This window comes from Marininema halotolerans, assembly GCF_900116235.1.
GTDB lineage: Bacteria > Bacillota > Bacilli > Thermoactinomycetales > DSM-45169 > Marininema > Marininema halotolerans.
In genome coordinates this window covers 46,252-64,379 of sequence record NZ_FPAA01000002.1, presented here as the reverse complement: position 1 = coordinate 64,379, position 18,128 = coordinate 46,252, and the positions used below count along the sequence as shown (strand labels likewise).

The window sequence follows — 18,128 nt, the reverse complement described above, 5'->3', positions numbered from 1 at the left end:
ATAGAGGAAATCCTATACTTTTCTATTTAAATGATTATATAAATAGGAGGAATCCATAATGGCTTCCGTAGGGATTGAAGCAATGAACGTTTTTGGTGGGACGACCTATTTAAGTGTCATGGAACTGGCTAAACATCGTCAATTGGACACCACTCGTTTTGAAAACTTATTAATGAAAGAAAAAGCAGTGGCTCTCCCTTATGAAGACCCGATCACCTTTGGTGTAAATGCTGCGAAGCCGATTGTTGATCAATTAACTGAAGAAGAAAAAAATCGAATTGAACTATTAATTACCTGTACAGAGTCAGGAATTGATTTTGGAAAATCGATGAGTACCTATATCCATCACTATTTAGGCTTAAATCGTAATTGTCGATTGTTTGAATTGAAGAACGCCTGCTATGCAGGGACAGCTGGTTTTCAAATGGCTGTTAATTTTATATTATCCCAGGCTTCCCCTGGAGCGAAGGCGCTTGTAATCGCAACGGATATCTCACGCTTTTTAGTCGCTGAAGGTGGGGATGCGTTGACGGAGGATTGGTCCTACGCAGAACCCAGCGGTGGAGCTGGAGCGGTAGCGCTCCTAATTGGCGAGAACCCACGCGTGTTTCAAGTGGATGTTGGTGCCAATGGTTACTATGGTTATGAAGTCATGGATACTTGTCGACCGATTCCGGATAGCGAGGCTGGAGATGCGGACTTATCACTGTTGTCGTATCTCGATTGTTGTGAAAATGCTTTTCTGGAGTATCAAAAACGGGTGGTTGACGTTAACTATCGCGATACCTTTCAATTTCTCGCCTTTCATACTCCCTTTGGTGGGATGGTGAAGGGGGCCCATCGTACGATGATGCGTAAGATGGTAAAGGCAAAGCCAAGGGAAATTGAGGAGGACTTTCATCAACGGGTATTACCTGGGCTGAACTATTGTCAACGTGTGGGGAACATTATGGGGGGGACGGTGCTACTATCCCTCGCAAGTACAATTGATAATGGAACCTTTGATCAATCAAAGCGAATAGGGCTTTTTTCCTATGGTTCAGGTTGCTGTTCCGAATTTTATAGTGGTGTGGTGTCAAGGCAAGGACAAGAATTTCAGCAGCGTTTTCAAATTGAAACACAGCTTAACGAACGCTATCCGTTGAGCATGGATCAATATGATGCCTTGTTGGTGGGAAGTGACGCAGTCAAGTTTGGAACAAGAAATGTGAAATTGGATGTGGATGTTTTGCCTGAGCCCTATAGGGCGTCGCAAGGTAAGGGGAGACTATTTTTGGAGAGTATTCGCGAATTCCATCGTGAATACAAATTTGTCTGATGAATTACACAACGATTAAGGTACGAACCCAACATCCCATTTGTTTTATCCAGTTGTATCGCCCAGATGCAAATAACACCATCAATCATCAATTGATCGAAGAATGCACCCATGCTCTTCGGTCATGCGATGAACGAATAAAGGTCGTCGTTTTAGAAGGGTTACCGGATGTCTTTTGTTTTGGTGCTGATTTTCAGGAAATGCGTAACCAAGCGGTTAGTGGGTTGAATACGGAAAATGATCCTGAACCGCTCTATCAATTGTGGCAAACCCTGGCTACGGGTCCCTTCATCACCATCTCTCATGTACGGGGAAAAGTGAACGCTGGCGGGGTTGGTTTTGTCGCTGCCAGTGACATCGTGATTGCCGATGATCAGGCAACTTTCAGCCTTTCTGAATTGTTATTTGGCCTTTTTCCAGCTTGTGTGCTCCCCTTTCTGATTCGTCGGATGGGTTATCAAAAAGCTCATTATATGACACTCATGACGCAGCCTATATCGGTAGAAAAGGCACACGATTGGGGGCTGGTTGATGCATACGATTCGCAAAGTCAATCCATGTTACGTAAGCATTTGCTACGCCTTAAAAGGATGCCAAAGGCAGGCATCCTCCGATATAAACGCTATATGAATGAATTGGATGATGTATTGCAACAATCAAAGGCCCCTGCTTTAGCAGCGAATCGTGCCATCTTCGCGGATGCTACCAATCTTGAAAATATTGTTCGCTTTGTCGAACAGGGACAATTACCTGGGGAGAATGAGTAACGATGGATAGTACTGTGGTTTCATTTCATGAAGTGACGCCCGAAATCGTACAAATAACGATGGAAGATCGTATTCATAAAAACACATTTTCAAAATCGCTAATCGATGGTTTGACGCAGGCTTTTCAGAGAATTGAAGATCACCCGCATTATAAATGTGTGATTTTAACGGGCTATGATAGCTATTTTGCCTCAGGGGGGACGCAGACGGGGTTACTCTCTATCTTTGAAGGTAAGGAACAGTTTACGGATACCAACATTTATAGAATGTCCCTCGATTGCAAAATCCCAGTGATTTCAGCGATGCAAGGGCACGCAATCGGGGGAGGATTTGCGATGGCATTGTTTGCTGATTTCGTAATTTTTAGTCGAGAAAGTATTTATACGACCAATTTTATGAAATATGGATTTACACCGGGTATGGGAGCGACCATGATTCTGCCGAAAAAGTTAGGGTTTAGTTTAGCAGAGGAAATGTTGATCAATGCCGCGAATTACCGTGGAGCTGAGTTGGAAAAACGGGGACTTCCCTTCCCTGTTGTGCCACGGGCGGAAGTGATGGGACGTGCACTGGAACTTGCGCATCAAATTGCAGAAAAGCCTCGATTTTCTTTGATCACATTGAAAGAGCATCTCGTTCGTTCAATTCGTGAGGAACTTGCCATGGTGACGGAACAGGAGCTATTGATGCATGAAAAAACCTTTCACCGCCCAGAGGTGAAAGAGAGAATCCATGATTTATTTGGAAAGTGATAGAAGCTGACCCTAGGAACATGGAGGGAGTGAAAGCAGGTGGATGTTAGAGCAACTTTACTTGCGCTTCAACGGGGAGAGATCGAGCCTGAAGAAGCACAGCAAAAAATTGAAGGATTGATGGATCACCCATCCGAAGCAGATACAAAACCGACTTCTACTCTATCAGAAGAAGTATCAGACCCCGATGTGGTAGAAATAAAAGAGATCGAACCAGGAATTGCTCTCATAACCATGCAGGATCGTGCCAATAAAAATATGTTTACCCTCGAACTAATTACAGGGTTGTTTAAAGCATTTGAGTGGATTAAGCAACATACCGAGATGAAAGTAGCCATCCTAACGGGTTATGACACCTATTTTGCATCGGGGGGCGGTCGCGAAGGATTGCTGGAACTTTATGAAGGTAAATCGAAAATGACGGATTTAAATTTATACACATTGCCGATGGAATGTGAAATTCCTGTGATCGCAGCGATGCAGGGGCATGCGCTCGGTGGTGGTTGGTGCTTTGGGATGTTCAGTGATTTTGTATTAATGAGCGAAGAGAGCTTTTACACGTGTAACCATATGAAATATGGCTTTACACCTGGAGACGGTGCGACCTTGATCTTTCCCGAAAAATTGGGTTATTCCATAGCCCGGGAGGTTCTTTATACGGGAAATCGTTATCGAGGAAAGGAATTGATTGCTAAAGGGGTTACGACACCGATCATTCCGCGTAAAGAAGTGATGAATGAAGCCATACAACTTGCTAAGGATTTAGCACAAGTGCCTCGAGAATCCTTGATCCTTTTGAAAAAGCATATGACGGATCCCATTAAAGAGCGCCTTGATGAAACGCTTAAAGAAGAGTGGGAGATGCAGGAGAAAACCTTTGTAAATAAGCCAGAGGTTCTCAAAAAGATTCTCTCCACTTTTGACCAATCTGCACCCAGCACTGCTTCAGCTTCATCCACCAGAACAGCATCCCACCAAGAGTTGATTCATTTAAATAAAATCGTAGAGGGAAGCCCCGTTTTTTGGATTCATTCCGAAGGAGGGGGAGTAGAAGGGTATCAAATGTTTTCACAAAGCTTAACACGCCCTTTTTATGGTATCCAAGCTCGCGGGAGAATGAATGATCATCCTCCGATTCACAGCATTCCGAAGATGGCTGAATATTACATCGAATTAATTCGTAGGGTTCAGCCAACAGGCCCGTATGATTTAGGGGGGTATTCACTGGGTGGTGCCATTGCTTATGAAATGACACGTCTATTACAGGAAAGAGGAGAAACTGTCCGTACCCTGGTGATGATCGACACATTGGATACCAATGGTATGCAAAATATTGAACAATCCAAGCATTCGAAGCGACTGCAAGCGGTTAATTTGTCGATTATCAACCGAGTGCGTCGGGAGCCTGAGTTGTTATTTAAGCGGATGATCCATCAAAAAGAGGTTAATTTTGAGCTGCAACCGGATGCATTTTTAAATCAATTGATACAATTGGGTACACAACGTGGATTATCCATGGCGAAATCGGAAGCGGAACTGACTCGTATCTTTGAAAAGAACTTGCTTATCCAAGAAGCCTTTGAAGAAAAAGCCTTTAAGATCTTGCCTTTATCTGATCCGGATTCCGTAACGGCGTACTATTTCCGCAATAACAGTAACGCTTTTTATGGAGATTTTGAACCCTATTTTGTCCATCCTAGCAGTGACTGTACGATTGATCAGATTGAGTACTGGAAACAATGGGAGAAACAGTTTGGGAATTGGCATCCAATTGATGTCGATGCATCAAATCACTTTTCGTTGTTATTTGAATCACCTGTGTTTGAAGTGATCACGAGGTGGTGTGATAAAATCTACTCCCTCGAACATTGATAGGAGAGGAAGTACACCCCTTCATCAATAAAGAATCCCCTTTAGTTAAAGGGGATTCTTTATTATTTAGAGATGCCACGCCACTCGACAATAATTGAAAAGCCTCCCTGTATGGTTGAAATGGATAGGAAACTTATCATTTGATAGGGGTTGTCGAATTAGCAAAAAAATCACTACAATAAAAAATCATATAATAGAGTATTTTAATTAACAAGTCAATTGTAAATCCTAGCCAATTTTATTGTCAAGGACGTCGAGCGACACAATAAATAAAATCAATCATGAAGGATACAATGTATGAATTGTATTTTGTATAGGGATCGTGTAGTGTCACTCTTAAAAATAAATTTACAATCAAAATAATGCGAAAAAGAGAAAGGGATTTAATAATGGATCCCGAATCTTTTTATACACGAAGTAAAAAAAGGAAACTACCCAACTTCATACTTGGCTGTATTTTTTTGTTGACTATTAAACTAAGAGGAGAATGAATGAAAATGGAACAGACAAAGAGATTGGGTGAAGAAAAGGTTTATAAGCTAATTCTTCAGTTTTCGATTCCTGCTATTATAGCGATGTTGGTCGGTGCTCTCTATAATGTGATCGACCGAATTTATATTGGAAATAGCGCGATTGGAACCCTAGGAATTGCGGGAATTACGATTTGTCTGCCTGTCATGTTATTGATTTGGGCATTTGGAACATTAATTGGAGTGGGTGGCTCCTCGTTAGTTTCGCTGAGGTTAGGTGCTAAGAAACAGGATGAAGCCGAAAAGATTATGGCACAATCACTCATTTTGTTGATTGGTGTCTCAATTTTAATTACCACAATCGGGTGGATCTTTCTGACACCGATATTGAAATTCTATGGTGCAAGTAGTGACGTGTTGCCCTATGCGAAGGATTATATGATGGTCTTTCAGTCGGGAACCATTCTTGTACTCGTGGGTTTTGGGTTAAACCAATTTATCAGGGCAGAGGGTAACCCGAAAAAATCGATGACAACGATGTTAATCGGACCCATACTCAATATTTTCACAGCACCGATCTTTATTTACATTCTAAAATGGGGAATGATGGGTGCTGCGTTAGCCACGATTGTGGCACAGGCCATAGCAACGATCTTTATCGTCGCTCATTTCTTTAGTAATAAGAGTGTGCTAAAGTTTCGGGCCAACTATTTCAAACCGGATGTCGCCGTATTTGGTAAGATCCTAGCGTTAGGGGCGGCGCCTTTTTTAATGCAGTTGGTGCAAAGTATCGTCACCGTGTTGGCGAATAATAGTCTTGCAAAATATGGTGGTGACATCGCGATCTCTGCGATGGGGATTGTAGGAAGTATTCAAATCTTGATTACGATGCCGATTATGGGGATCAATCAGGGTATTCAACCGATTATCGGTTATAACTATGGAGGAAAGAGTTATACTAGGGTAAAAGATACACTAAAATACGCCCTAATCATATCGACATTTATAACGGTCACCGCTTATATTGTAACCAGGTTATTTTCCGAAGAATTGGTTGCTATTTTTAACAACGACAGTCAAGAACTTATTCAATTTGGAAGTCACTTCATGATCGTCTATCTTTTCTTATTACCGTTGATCGGTATGCAAATTGTTGGAGCGGGTTACTTTCAGGCCATTGGCCAGGCGCCTAAGGCCATGCTCGTCAGTCTATGTAGGCAGGTGCTAGTTTTCATTCCTGCGTTGTTGATCCTCCCTCTTTACTTTAAAGTGGATGGGATTTTATATGCAGGTCCGGTCGCTGATTTCGTCGCTTTTGCCATCTCTGGAACCATGATATGGATGGAGATGAGGCGACTCGATAGCCAAAGTAACATCAAGAGTGGAGCGGTTGTAACGGATGGGCAATAACTCGATGGATTTCTCTTTTTCTCTATACCATCGCTTCTCTAAGCAGGAATCTATTAAAAATGGGATAAGGGGATGCTAAGCGAGCAACAGTTTGATATAGTAACGCATGAGTGAAACTCATCCATAATGGAGGAGATTGATTGTGGAATTGCCATGCAAGGGTTGTAGGGGAGCATGCTGTGGTCCGGTTCCAATTACAGGACCTGAAGTGAAGAAAATTAAGAAGAAAATTAAATCGATGCCTGTGAAAATGCGGAATGAACTTAAAAACCAGCAGCGTTTTTATGGGACATGCATTTTTTATGATCAGGATAACGATAAGTGTGGGATTTACTCAGCAAGGCCAGCAATTTGTGATGCATTTGGTCATTATGCCAACCTGGTTTGTTTCCGTAAACCAGAAGCGGTAAAAAAGGAACATTGGAGTCCGAAGGAAGAACCAGCAGGTATTCTTTCTGTCGATTTCAAGTGGGAACACTTTGAGTAAGTTTTAAAACTGAGAAAAGGGGCGCCTTAGATATGGCGCTCCTTTTTTATGAAGTGAGCGATGCTGAATTGATTTTGTACCGGAAGGAAGTGGGGATGATGAAAAGAGGAATAACATTTGAGATTCCTGAGGGTCAGATGCAAGCCTGCATCGAAAATGCTGTGAAGGAGGCAAATAACGAGATTAATTCAGTTCGCTAGGATAATGCGGATTGAGAGAAAACATGAGTGGAGTGCAGAGCGTTCCTAGTAACCATTCCAAAGTATTATTGATATCACCAGACAAAGGCAAGTTGTATAATTAGTAGAAAATCATTGTGATACACCAGGGAGGACATCACCCATGAATAAAGAAGAAAAAACGGTTGGCTGGGACGCGATTGATGCAGCGTTGAAAACAATCTACCCTGAGGATGAGCCTAAGCACTACGCGCCGATGATTCCCTATTCTCTAGGGGGAGACGAGCCGTTAAATGGCATTAGTGTTTATGAGCGTATCGAGCCTATCCCCCACTGGCATTATGTAACCTATGGCTTTTCTGAGTTGTTTGAGAAGGAGAGCGAAAATCCAGCGGTCAGTGGGTATGGTTTTGAATTCACCTTTCGGTTGAAGAAAGAGGCGGTGCATTCCGAACCGCCAATGTGGGTCAGCCATTTTTTGAACAACCTTGCTCGGTATGTGTTTTCTTCTGGAAACGTGTTTGAGGTAGGCCATCATATGAACCTGAATGGACCCATTGTGGTCGATGAAGAAACGGAAATCCAGGCGATCACCTTTGTTGATGACCCTGAGTTAAAGCCAATTAATACTCCCAATGGTCGGCTAGCATTTCTTCAGATCGTAGGGATTACGTTGGATGAGGAAACGGCAATCAAAGCTTGGAATAGTCAGAATGTGATGGATTTATTGCTTCCTTACCTCCCACGCTATATGACGGACATTTCTCGTACGTCCCTCATGGAGCACGATGAGGTAAAACATGCAGTCCGTCAGGGCATTGAGAAGGATGGTTCCAGCACAGCCGCCCTGATTGTGGATTCAATGAAATGGAAGAAACAGAGAAAGTTCTTTGGGAATTCCACATACGAAGTCACACTTGGAGCTTACAAAGTGGGAACGATTGCTCAAGTGATTAAAGGACGTCTTCCAAAAGGAAAGAGCCTTTGGCTACAATGTGAGGATCAGTACGTGAAGTTTCTACCCGCAGAAAAGAATGCGGTTGAAGTGCGTGATGGGATTTTGCAAGTGAAAATGGAACCACAATGCTTTGACTCCTTTCTTCACTATTTGATTCCCAAAGAAAGTACGTTTGATTTACCAGAGTTCAAAGGAATTCAATTTAAAATTATCAAGTCATATATCAAGAACCACGAGGGTGAAGTTATTGAAGTGATTGGTTAAACAAGGGAAGCAATAAGTAAACCGCTATATCGGACGCTACACTTCTCTACAGGAATTGAGATATTGAGATATCCATTCGTTGATGGACTCTAGTGAACGACTCTACGATTCGAATCACACATTTTTCCTATAGTAACTCAATTGTCTAACCCGCTTGTTCATCTACTACATACACTGGTGGTGAAGCTCTGATTTAGAGATCAAGCAAGGGGAGTAGATGATAGAATGATCAATCATCATGTAACGGATACAGAAAAAAGTAATTATTATTTTAATATACCTAAAATCTATGTTAAAAAAGCATATTATCTTACGAAAGAGAGAAATATAGTAGGGATCGATGGAATAACCATTGAAGAATTCCAATCCAATTGGAACAAGAATATGTACAAGATATGGAGAAAACTTTCCTCTGGAAATTATCATCCACCTCCTTTTGTACGGGAGACTATCGATTTTAATGGGAAAATTAGAGTCATGGCGATCCCTACAGTATCCGATTCTATCGCACAATTTGCCGTTCGCCTTTATCTAAAGGATAAAATCGGATCGATATTCTATAATGAAATGTATCCTGTAAAATCGCAAAAATACTACCGGTCCGTCGTATTGGCTGTAGCATCCGCTCATAAAAAATGCCAAAAATATGACTGGGTACTACGTCTGGATCTAAGGAAATTTGGGTATTCCATTAATCAGCAACGGCTTTTACAAATGATAAGTATCCATTTAGATCCACAGTGGGTTGTACTAATTAATCGCTGGTTAAAAAATTGGCAAATTGATAGGAAAAGTTTTCAATTTGAAAGAACAAAAGGGATTGTACCTGGCACTAGTATCGGTAATTTATTGGGTGATCTCTACTTACATTACGCGTTTGATCATTGGATGAAAATTAACTTTGCGCATATCCCTTTTGAGAGATATGGGGATGATATTCTTTGTCATTGCAAAAATGAGCAACAAGCCCAGCAGCTATTGAGAAGGATAGATCAACGACTAAGACGATATCAATTGACTCTGAATAACGATAAAACAAAAATTATATATTGTAAGGATGGTAGAAGAACGGGCACATATCCCAATACGCACTTTAATTTTTTGAAGTACAGATTTCAAGCAAGGAAAGTAACGACACGGAAAGGGATATCGAAGGTGGTATTTTTCCCGTTAAAGTTCAAAAAACAATGAGGATAAAATCAATCCCATTCAATAAAGAACCCTTTTCCAGCGACGAGTCCCCGATGAGGGATCTGTCGTTTTTTAGCTTGTGCGTGCTTTTCTGAGGCCCGAAGTTAAGTAGTATAGGTGGCTTGGAGGAACTGGAAGCCTAATATAAAGCACATTTCTCTTTTTTGTGTGCTGCTCCTATTGCATCCAAACCCCTATAGAAGGTTCGTGTGCCAGGCGCAATAAAAACGACAGATTCGACCCCAAGGGACCTCTGTCGTTGAATAAGTTTCAGATGCAACGTATTCACCTTCTATAAGAAGGAAGATGGTACGCTTATTTCCTTCTTTTTGCACTAGAACCTTTTTTTCTTCTGCGTTTCGTACCAGAGCTTCTGCCTGGTGAGAAAATAAGCTTTTTGGTTCCTTTACGCGTCGTTACTCTCCTGGCTTCAAATCTATACTTTAAATAATCAAAAGTTGTATGAATATAATTACCTCTCCTTTTACCGTCTTTACAGTATACAATCTTTGATTTATCGCTATTTACCATCAAATGATACTTACTTAGTCTTTTTCTGGTTTGTGAAAATAGTTTTTCTGCCTGCATCTTACTTAAACAATGACAAACCATGTCATCCCCATATCTTTCAAAAGGGATATGCGCAAAGTTAATTTTCATCCAGTCATCAAATGCGTGATGTAAGTAGAGATCCGTCAATAGATGGTGAATACTTGGTCCTGCTAAAACCCCCTTTGTATGATGATAACGAACGCCCTTATGATCGATTTGCGGATTATTCAGCCATCGATTTAGTAATATCATCCATTTTGAATTCACATGCCTACTTGTCATTTGTAAAAGCAATTGTTGGTTAATGGAGTTAGAAAAATCTTTTATATCAAGACGAAGTACCCAGTCGCGCATCTGACAGTGCCGATGAACAGATGCTACGGCTATCTTCACAACTTTAGAATAATTGTGCTCTTCACCAATAAACAACCCACGGTGGAAAACGGATTTAAGCTTCTCTCTTAGATACAGGCGGACCGCTAGTTGCGCAAGATAGTCGGATACAGTAGGATTTCCTAAAACTCTACTTTTTCCATTTTTCAATATAGTAACTCTTCTATAAAGGGGCGGCTGGTAATTACCAGAAGAAAGGTTCCTCCATAGTCGACAAATATTACTGTTCAAATCAGACTGAAAATCCCTCAGTGTTTTCCCATCAATTCCTACTGCTATTTTTTTTGTTAGTTTCGCTTGATAATACGCTTTCCAAACATAGGACTGGGGTATATTTAATAAATTAATTTCGTTCCTTGGGCACGATAAACGATTGGTCACCCTATCATCCACTCCTCTTTGAATCCCGAATTAATGTTTATCTCTACTATATGTAGTAGACATACTAACGGATTGGATGATAGGGACCGAGTTGAATTTTGGCTAATCGAGCCATATAATTACGCTGTGAAATGCACTAGGGTATCACTTTGTTATTGTACAGACCAATGACAGCAGATAGATAAACAAAATGGCGATCGATCCCTAGGTAAGGGATGTCCGTCGTGGTAGTTTTAGATGACGGAGTGGGATGAAAAGTGGAATGGGGGATTTTTAATGCGTGAAATAGAGGTTTATTGGATAAAAGACATTAAGAGGATTACTAATGATTTTTTTGAATTAATAGGTGATGTTAGTTGTCTTGTCTCTATTAATAGTAATAATACGGAAGATGTTGCGGAGGATATATGTATCGAGCAAAAAAAATACCCGATAAACCTCATAATAGATGCGCATCGATCTGATTATGATGAATTGGATGAGGTGCTTACTGTGCAAGACATTAAATATTGTACGCATACAGTGAATTGGCGATATAAATATTATGATATATGGCTACAAAATGAAGATCATGTAAAGGTGATTTTTCCAATCGCTGCTAGGATAGCGCTAGCAAATCAATTTGTTGTATGGTCATTCCTCAATACTTTAAAATTTAATTACGAACCTAAGAGAAAAAATCTATCGATACTCATGGAAGAAGAATCAACGATTATGTGGTTTGATTATGATTGTGACGGTATCTATTGTTTGTCTAATCAAAAGGAGTGGAGTAATCTTAATGAAATAAGAGAGATCATGCCGAAAAATACTATGATTATTGACTAAACTACGGCATCCTCTTTAACTTCAATAACTCAAAGGAATAATTCACTGAAAAGTGCAGGATTAAATGATCCTGCCCTTTTTAATATCAATAATCTTGACCACAGGCTGTCATCACAGTAGTTATGCCAAATCGTTCTTGCAATAATTAAATGAACGTAGTGGGATGAAGAGTTAGTACGGTTTTGTAGGGGTTCGTGTGGAGTAACAAGTTAGGGTGTTCAATGCATGATAAAAAAGATAATCCCTAGAAGATATCTTCTAGGGATTATCTTTTTTAATTAAATATGGATAGGGTATATGTTGCATTGATGTTTGGGAACAGTCTCACAGTTTTGCTGGAAGTGGATCGGTTGAATTTACCCCCCTCTGTTATCAAGAATAAAATAGAATGATCAATGTAACAGCGAGCGTATTCCATAGTCCATGTGCCACCATGGATGCGGTCAATCGTTTTGTGTACAGGTAGAGTAGGGCGTAGGCTGTGCTTGGGATGAGAAGGTCGATCCATTCGACCAGGTTGGAGGGTAAGTGTCCAGCGGAAAAAAATATAATGGAGAGAATAGCAGATAGGTAGACAACAACGCGTGAATGGTTAAACGAAGCACTGAGGGCACCGATAAAGAAGCCCCGGTTATACAATTCTTCAGTGAGTGCACCGCCAATGACTCCAAGGGGAAGATACCATAAAATATTGTGCCAGTCGTGTTCTAACATCGTTAAAATTCCTTTGATATCCGCACGTTCTGCACCGCCTGTATGGGGAAAAATCCAAGCAAATTGTACAATGGCCCAACAAATGGCGACGATAGCGCCTAAGAGCGCGTCTTTTTTCCAGTTGTGTGCGGTCCAGCCTATGTCTCGAAAACGCAGTTTCAAACAGCGGAGCCCAACATATAGAAGTGAAATGATGCACACGGCTTGAATCAAGGCAATCAGGGTCAGGTTGCTACCACGAAACCCTCCTAGAAAACCCATCTGAAAGGGTATTTGAGACAGTACATAGAAGAGGAACCCCACAATGATAACGAAGAGCCATATGCTGATCTTTTTAATCAATTACCCCACCTCTGCTTTCTCTGGATTGGAATGCGATTTGGGATATTTCCCCCCTTGAATGGGCACTTCAGGCTTTGGAGAATGCCACTTTACATAATAATATGAAAAATCCACCGTGATAACCCCCTGAAGGGAGGGGATGAGGTCCTTTGAGGCTTTAACTGGTTCGAAGTAATATGCCCATACGGGTAGAAGAGATAACCACCCTAACAGGATAAAGCCGATTGGGTCTTTTCTTCATCCCCGTTACCTAATGTTTGATGGGAAGGTTGACTGTAAAGGTGCTTCCGTGACCTAACGAACTTTCTACCTCGATATTTCCGCCAAGTGTTTTGACAATCTCCTGTGAAATATACAGTCCGAGTCCAGTCCCGCCGTATTTCTGATTTCTTGATTTATCCACGCGATACAGTCGTTCAAAAATATGCGTTTGTTCTTCTTCGGATATGCCGATGCCAAAATCTTGAATCGATATTTGAATAACATCACCGGTACTCTTTCCCTTTACCTTGATGGGAGTACCAGGTGGCGAGTATTTTAGAGCATTGGCAATCAAATTGTAAAAAATGCGATTGACTCCTTCTTCGTCCGAGCAGACAAACAGTACCTCATCATCTAAATCAATCTCGATGGGGCGATCTTCCAGTTTGATTTGCACTTGAAAGCTGTTTAATGCAGCGACTAAGGTTTTATCAATCCATACTTTTTTACTTGTTGGTTTTTGTTTTTTTCTTTCTTGGGTAACCGTAAGGTCTAGTAATTCAGTGGACAACTGACTTAACCGCATGGCTTGGTTTTGTATGGATTCAAGATACAAAAGCTTCTCATCGCCACTTACCATATCATCCATGATGGCATCAATCTGAGACTTTATGGAAGTGATGGGTGTTTGGATATCGTGGGATAGCTGAGAAATCATCGTGTTCTTTTCATCTTCGGATTTTTTAATCTGGGCAAAGGACTCTGCTAGTCGTTCGGTCATGTAATTAAAGTCCCGGGCAAGCTCCGCTAATTCCTTCGGTGAACGAATATTGGCAATGGGCTCAAAATGACCTCGGGCCAGTTGATTGCTATGCTTACTTAACTTCGTTATCGAACGAAGTGTAGGTAGAAAAAGCAAATAACTAAAAAAGAACGCAATGGTGCAAGCGACCAACATGATTAACGAGACAATATAAGCGATTTCAGTTTGAAAGATCATATATTTTACACTAAAAAAGACGATTGTCATGACTAGAATAAGTGCAAAGGCATAAGATGCAAGGATTAAATTACGTAATTTCAACCTCATTGACCTCCATCTTATAACCAAGTCCCCAAATGGTCTTAATCACCGGGTGGGGTCGCTCAGCGGATATTCTTTCAAGCTTTTCGCGCAAACGATGAATATGAACACTTAAGGTATTGGCATCACCATAATAGTCAGCACCCCAAACCTTCTCATAGAGCTCTGACTTCGAATACACTCTTTCCATATCCAAGGCCAATACCCACAACAATTCAAATTCCTTTAACTTTAGATCGAGTGGTTCACCATAGAGAGTAGCTGCCCGTTTATCATATTGAATGGTTAATGGGCCCCGATTGAGTACTTTACTGGTATTTTTATTTATACGACGTAAGATATTCTTAATACGTAACACCAATTCACGCGGGCTGAAGGGTTTCGTGATAAAATCCTCCGCCCCAAGCGTTAATGAATACAGGCGATCCTTTTCTTGGGTTTTGGCACTGATAAATAAAAAGGGGATTTCTTTATCCATATCGAGCACTTGCAAAATAAAATCATATCCATCCACTTCAGGCATCATGATATCCGTCACAATTAGACTAATTTCATGGTTTTGACATAGGCGAAAGGCTTCTTTTCCATCCGAAGCAAGTAATACCTTGAAGTTTTCCTTTTCAAGATAACGCTTTGCCACATCAAGGATGGTTGGTTCGTCATCTACAATTAATATGGTATCATCCATGAGCGACACCCCTTTTTTCTATCGTATCAGAAGCCAGCGTTGATACAAGTACGTAACAGGCCCATCGAGAAATGGACCTGTTACGTACTTGTGGGTAAGAGAAGATAGGGTGGTTGTTAACTTCCCAGAACCTTTAATTTTCTCCATCGGTTTCGCCCATATTCATAAAGGCTTTGGATGGTAAAGGAGTTGGCTTGCTTTACACTCCATATTAAAAGGGTCGCTGACATTAACTGAATTGGATAAATGTAGATCATGTTGGCTAGCCAGTAATTCAAATTCATGAAAATGGCGCTTAAGAGCGCAGGGAAAGTGAGGATGCCTGTGATTAAACCTAAACCGACACATATCTCTCCCCATGGGATGATGAAATTAAATAAAGCGGTGTTCGGCTCGACAAATTGAAGCATGAACGCTTTAAACCAAGGTGGGGAAACGGTATTATGAACCACTGCATCGGTAAGGCCCACCATGGTAAATTGCGCTTGTATCTTAAAAATGCCTTCTTTTAGCCAACTGATACCCAGCCCTATTCGAATCAATGGCATGAGAATGCGACCCATCCAATTCCACTTGTTCATGAGAGACTCCTCTCATTGTAGTCACATTAGTTTTGCTTCACCAAATGATACATGGGCTTTATCACAATAAATGACCACGGTATCGTAATCATCGGGGTTCATCCCTTTTAATGAAAAGCTTTGTTCATCCATCTTCAAATCAACGGCTCCTAACGACTTACCCATCGAAACATCGCCACCTTTGGTTAAGTACACGTGGAGGTCTGGCCCTTTCGATGTTTTAAAATCACTTAACATTAATTGATCCTTACTGAACTTCACCATACCGGAAACCATTTTCTTATTTTTACCGTGAAATTCCCCGGTCATCATGGAGGATTCCGATTTCATCTCCATGTCCTCATCCTTTTTCATCTCCATGTCCTCATCCTTTGAATTCTCCATCTTACTTGTCATTTCTGTCTTGGTTGATTTTTTCGCATCCGCATTGCTCATATCAGTGTCATTTCCACACGCTGCCATAACACCTGAAAAAGTTAGCATTAAAACAAGTAATCCTACTTTTGTCTTCATAAAGGGTCACTCCTTTGGTTGTTGAATACAGCTCATACGATATCAGATCGAATTTACCTAACATTGATCTAATTCTTAATTAGTTCTTAATTGAATCCTAAACCTTAGATAACACCCTCCCAGAAGTAAGAAAAGGACATTGCAAATGATTAAACCGTGAATGGCATACAAAAATAGTCGTCCAATTCTCGTGACAACCCAGAAATTACGGGTCGTTAAGAGAAATGACGACTTTTTGAATAGGTAAAGAAAGTCAGGATTGGTTCCCTGGATTACCTCCCACTTTTAATGATTTGAAATGCCTTGAGCCCGATCATGATAGAGGGGATACACGTATTTCCGTCAGGGATGATCGGTGCGACGGAGAGGTCAACCACTTTTAAATGGTTCACCCCATAAACATTCAGGTTTTGATCCACGACCCCTGTTGCTTTGCTTCGACTCATTCTACATTGACCAGCATAGTGATAAAAGCTGCAGAGGGAAGCATTTGCATACTGCAGAAGTTGTTTGCTTTTTTCAACAGGGTCATTGATTTGAAAGACTTTCTCAGGTGGGAACACGGCTTTATATATGCCTCCGGGATCCAACTTTCTCGCCTCCTGAAGGACGCGATACACTTCGAGATAGGATTGCACAACAAAGGCGACTTCTGCTTGATTTTGAAGAGGATTAAATCGAACTTCTGGATAGGCCTCTGGATCGCTGTGCGCAACGATTGCAGAGTTTTCTCTTCCGGGATCGAGATTGACAAGTGCAATACTCATCACATTCGTTGGCTTCGCGGAATTAAAGTCCCAATTGTTTAATTTCACCTCTTCTTGCGGAATGAGAATCGCCCTGGGTAGGCTAAATAACTGTAGTTTTCGACTGGTGTTTTTTCGTTTATTTAAAAATGCACCGAATACATACGGGGCGACGGGGTCCGCATTATTTACTTGTAAGAGGCGACTGGTTTCTACTTCAATTCCCATGGCGATTCGGTATTGAGACTGCATATTTCGTCCGACATTCTCATTGACTACGATGGGTTTAATTCCTGCACGAAGGAGATCTTGTCTTCCTCCAATCCCGGAACGTTGAAGAACAATCGGGGACCAGATGCCTGCAGATACGATCACTCCTTTTCTAGCAAATGCCGTTTGTGAGTGGCCATTCTGAACAAATTGAACACCGGTGGCCACGATTTTTCCTTTCCTTTTTCGGAGCAACACTTTGTTAACGGTTGATTTTCCAAAGATTAGAAGTTGGCGACGAATGCCTCGTTCGATTGGGTTAAATGGATTGCTTTGTGTGACGATGTTGCGATTTAAATAAGCGGTGGCGGTACTTGAGCGAAGAAAGAGGTTTCCTACTTGCCGCTGGGTCAGTTGCGATTTAGTAAACGTACATTGACTAATCCCGGTATTATAATCTTCGACTATTGGGGCACCCGTCACGTTATGAATGGCAGTTGTAAAGACATTAGCGATGGTTCCTTTGTTAGGTAAATTTTCTTGTCTGACATATAAGGGACCATGCCTACCGCGCTGAAAGGGATTTTGTGTTTTTCCTGTATAGGTTTCCATTTCTTTAAACAATGGCAATAGACGATTATAACTCCATTGGGGTCCAACTCGTTGTGCCCAGCGATCATACAAGGCTCTGCTCCCGCGTACCGCATACATCGCATTGATCTGTGAACTGCCTCCGATTAAACGTCCACTCCAATAGGCTAATTGTCGGTCGATGACCGGCGATTCCGGCGAAAATATATTGTATAGAAACCGATTATTAGTAAAATTTTTATAAGTAAAGAGTAAGGCAGGATTAATCGTTTCCGTCGTGAGGTTGGTACCTGCTTCGAGTACGAGAACGGAAGTCGAGGGGTTATCCGTCAATTTTTTCGCGAGTGCTCCCCCAGCAGTGCCCGCACCGATAATAATATAATCCACACGGATCATCGTAACACCCCCTTCCTTAATGTATTGCGATGCTACAAATAAGGTTTGTGTATTCGCTGATAGAGGAGTGATGGGTGAGGGGGTAGAACCGAGGGGTGTAATGTGCAGTACGATAGGCGGGTTACCTCTTGTACGGTGGGCCTTCGTTGACGTAGTTACCATTGACTTTCTATCATTCTCATCATCCATGCCTACCCAAAATCATTAAAAAAACGTGGATTGTGATAGCAACGATTGGCT

General features: G+C 41.3%; 17 protein-coding genes. 10 read left to right on the top strand and 7 right to left on the bottom strand.

Going from position 1 to position 18,128, the window contains the following annotated elements; genetic code table 11:
• Positions 1-58 precede the first annotated feature (58 nt).
• From CHX35_RS02900 to CHX35_RS02865, 9 genes are all read left to right on the top strand, one after another.
• A complete protein-coding gene (locus tag CHX35_RS02900) occupies positions 59-1,318 on the top strand; it encodes a hydroxymethylglutaryl-CoA synthase family protein (protein ID WP_091833656.1) in 1,260 nt (419 codons plus the stop codon).
• Positions 1,318-2,085, top strand: coding sequence for an enoyl-CoA hydratase/isomerase (locus CHX35_RS02895; RefSeq protein ID WP_091833653.1), 768 nt, complete (start codon positions 1,318-1,320; stop codon positions 2,083-2,085). The genes CHX35_RS02900 and CHX35_RS02895 overlap by 1 nt, the downstream gene beginning before the upstream one ends.
• A 2-nt stretch (positions 2,086-2,087) precedes the next feature.
• Positions 2,088-2,837, top strand: coding sequence for a polyketide synthase (locus CHX35_RS02890; protein WP_091833651.1), 750 nt, complete (start codon positions 2,088-2,090; stop codon positions 2,835-2,837).
• A gap of 39 nt (positions 2,838-2,876) precedes the next feature.
• On the top strand, positions 2,877-4,709 hold the full coding sequence (locus CHX35_RS02885; RefSeq protein ID WP_091833648.1) for a polyketide synthase: 1,833 nt from the start codon (positions 2,877-2,879) through the stop codon (positions 4,707-4,709).
• 491 nt (positions 4,710-5,200) lie between these two features.
• The gene (locus CHX35_RS02880; protein WP_217895861.1) at positions 5,201-6,589 is read left to right on the top strand and encodes an MATE family efflux transporter; all 1,389 of its coding nucleotides are present in this window, start codon (positions 5,201-5,203) and stop codon (positions 6,587-6,589) included.
• Between the two features lie 139 nt (positions 6,590-6,728).
• Positions 6,729-7,076 carry a YkgJ family cysteine cluster protein gene (locus tag CHX35_RS02875; RefSeq protein WP_091834437.1) on the top strand — a complete coding sequence of 116 codons (348 nt, stop codon included), beginning with the start codon at positions 6,729-6,731 and terminating at the stop codon, positions 7,074-7,076.
• Between the two features lie 32 nt (positions 7,077-7,108).
• A complete protein-coding gene (locus tag CHX35_RS17385) occupies positions 7,109-7,276 on the top strand; it encodes a hypothetical protein (protein WP_176391842.1) in 168 nt (55 codons plus the stop codon).
• Between the two features lie 142 nt (positions 7,277-7,418).
• Positions 7,419-8,477 (top strand): suppressor of fused domain protein, encoded by a 1,059-nt coding sequence (locus tag CHX35_RS02870; protein WP_091833645.1) that lies wholly within the window; start codon positions 7,419-7,421, stop codon positions 8,475-8,477.
• A gap of 225 nt (positions 8,478-8,702) precedes the next feature.
• Positions 8,703-9,668, top strand: coding sequence for a reverse transcriptase domain-containing protein (locus tag CHX35_RS02865; protein ID WP_091833643.1), 966 nt, complete (start codon positions 8,703-8,705; stop codon positions 9,666-9,668).
• A 315-nt stretch (positions 9,669-9,983) separates the two neighbouring features.
• Here CHX35_RS02865 and CHX35_RS02860 read toward each other — a convergent pair whose 3' ends face one another.
• Entirely contained in the window at positions 9,984-10,994 is a 1,011-nt protein-coding gene (locus CHX35_RS02860) for a reverse transcriptase domain-containing protein (protein WP_176391841.1), read from the bottom strand.
• Positions 10,995-11,231: 237 nt separating this feature from the next.
• Between CHX35_RS02860 and CHX35_RS02855 the strand changes: the two genes are divergently transcribed.
• On the top strand, positions 11,232-11,822 hold the full coding sequence (locus CHX35_RS02855; RefSeq protein ID WP_140413535.1) for a hypothetical protein: 591 nt from the start codon (positions 11,232-11,234) through the stop codon (positions 11,820-11,822).
• A 372-nt stretch (positions 11,823-12,194) separates the two neighbouring features.
• Here CHX35_RS02855 and CHX35_RS02850 read toward each other — a convergent pair whose 3' ends face one another.
• The 6 genes from CHX35_RS02850 to CHX35_RS02825 all read right to left on the bottom strand — a co-directional run bounded on the left by CHX35_RS02850 (position 12,195) and on the right by CHX35_RS02825 (position 17,888).
• Complete coding sequence (locus CHX35_RS02850) at positions 12,195-12,878, bottom strand: CPBP family intramembrane glutamic endopeptidase (protein WP_091833634.1); 684 nt, start codon at positions 12,876-12,878, stop codon at positions 12,195-12,197.
• A 250-nt stretch (positions 12,879-13,128) separates the two neighbouring features.
• Positions 13,129-14,163 carry a HAMP domain-containing sensor histidine kinase gene (locus CHX35_RS02845; protein WP_176391840.1) on the bottom strand — a complete coding sequence of 345 codons (1,035 nt, stop codon included), beginning with the start codon at positions 14,161-14,163 and terminating at the stop codon, positions 13,129-13,131.
• Positions 14,150-14,851, bottom strand: a complete 702-nt coding sequence (locus tag CHX35_RS02840; RefSeq protein WP_091833627.1) for a response regulator transcription factor — start codon at positions 14,849-14,851, stop codon at positions 14,150-14,152. Before CHX35_RS02840 ends, CHX35_RS02845 begins: the two co-directional genes overlap by 14 nt.
• Positions 14,852-14,967: 116 nt before the next feature.
• Positions 14,968-15,432: a DoxX family membrane protein gene (locus CHX35_RS02835; protein WP_091833625.1), complete on the bottom strand. Its 465-nt coding sequence runs from the start codon at positions 15,430-15,432 to the stop codon at positions 14,968-14,970.
• Between the two features lie 21 nt (positions 15,433-15,453).
• Positions 15,454-15,945, bottom strand: coding sequence for a DM13 domain-containing protein (locus CHX35_RS02830; protein ID WP_091833622.1), 492 nt, complete (start codon positions 15,943-15,945; stop codon positions 15,454-15,456).
• 272 nt (positions 15,946-16,217) lie between these two features.
• The gene (locus CHX35_RS02825) at positions 16,218-17,888 is read right to left on the bottom strand and encodes a GMC family oxidoreductase (protein ID WP_091833617.1); all 1,671 of its coding nucleotides are present in this window, start codon (positions 17,886-17,888) and stop codon (positions 16,218-16,220) included.
• Positions 17,889-18,128: the final 240 nt, after the last annotated feature.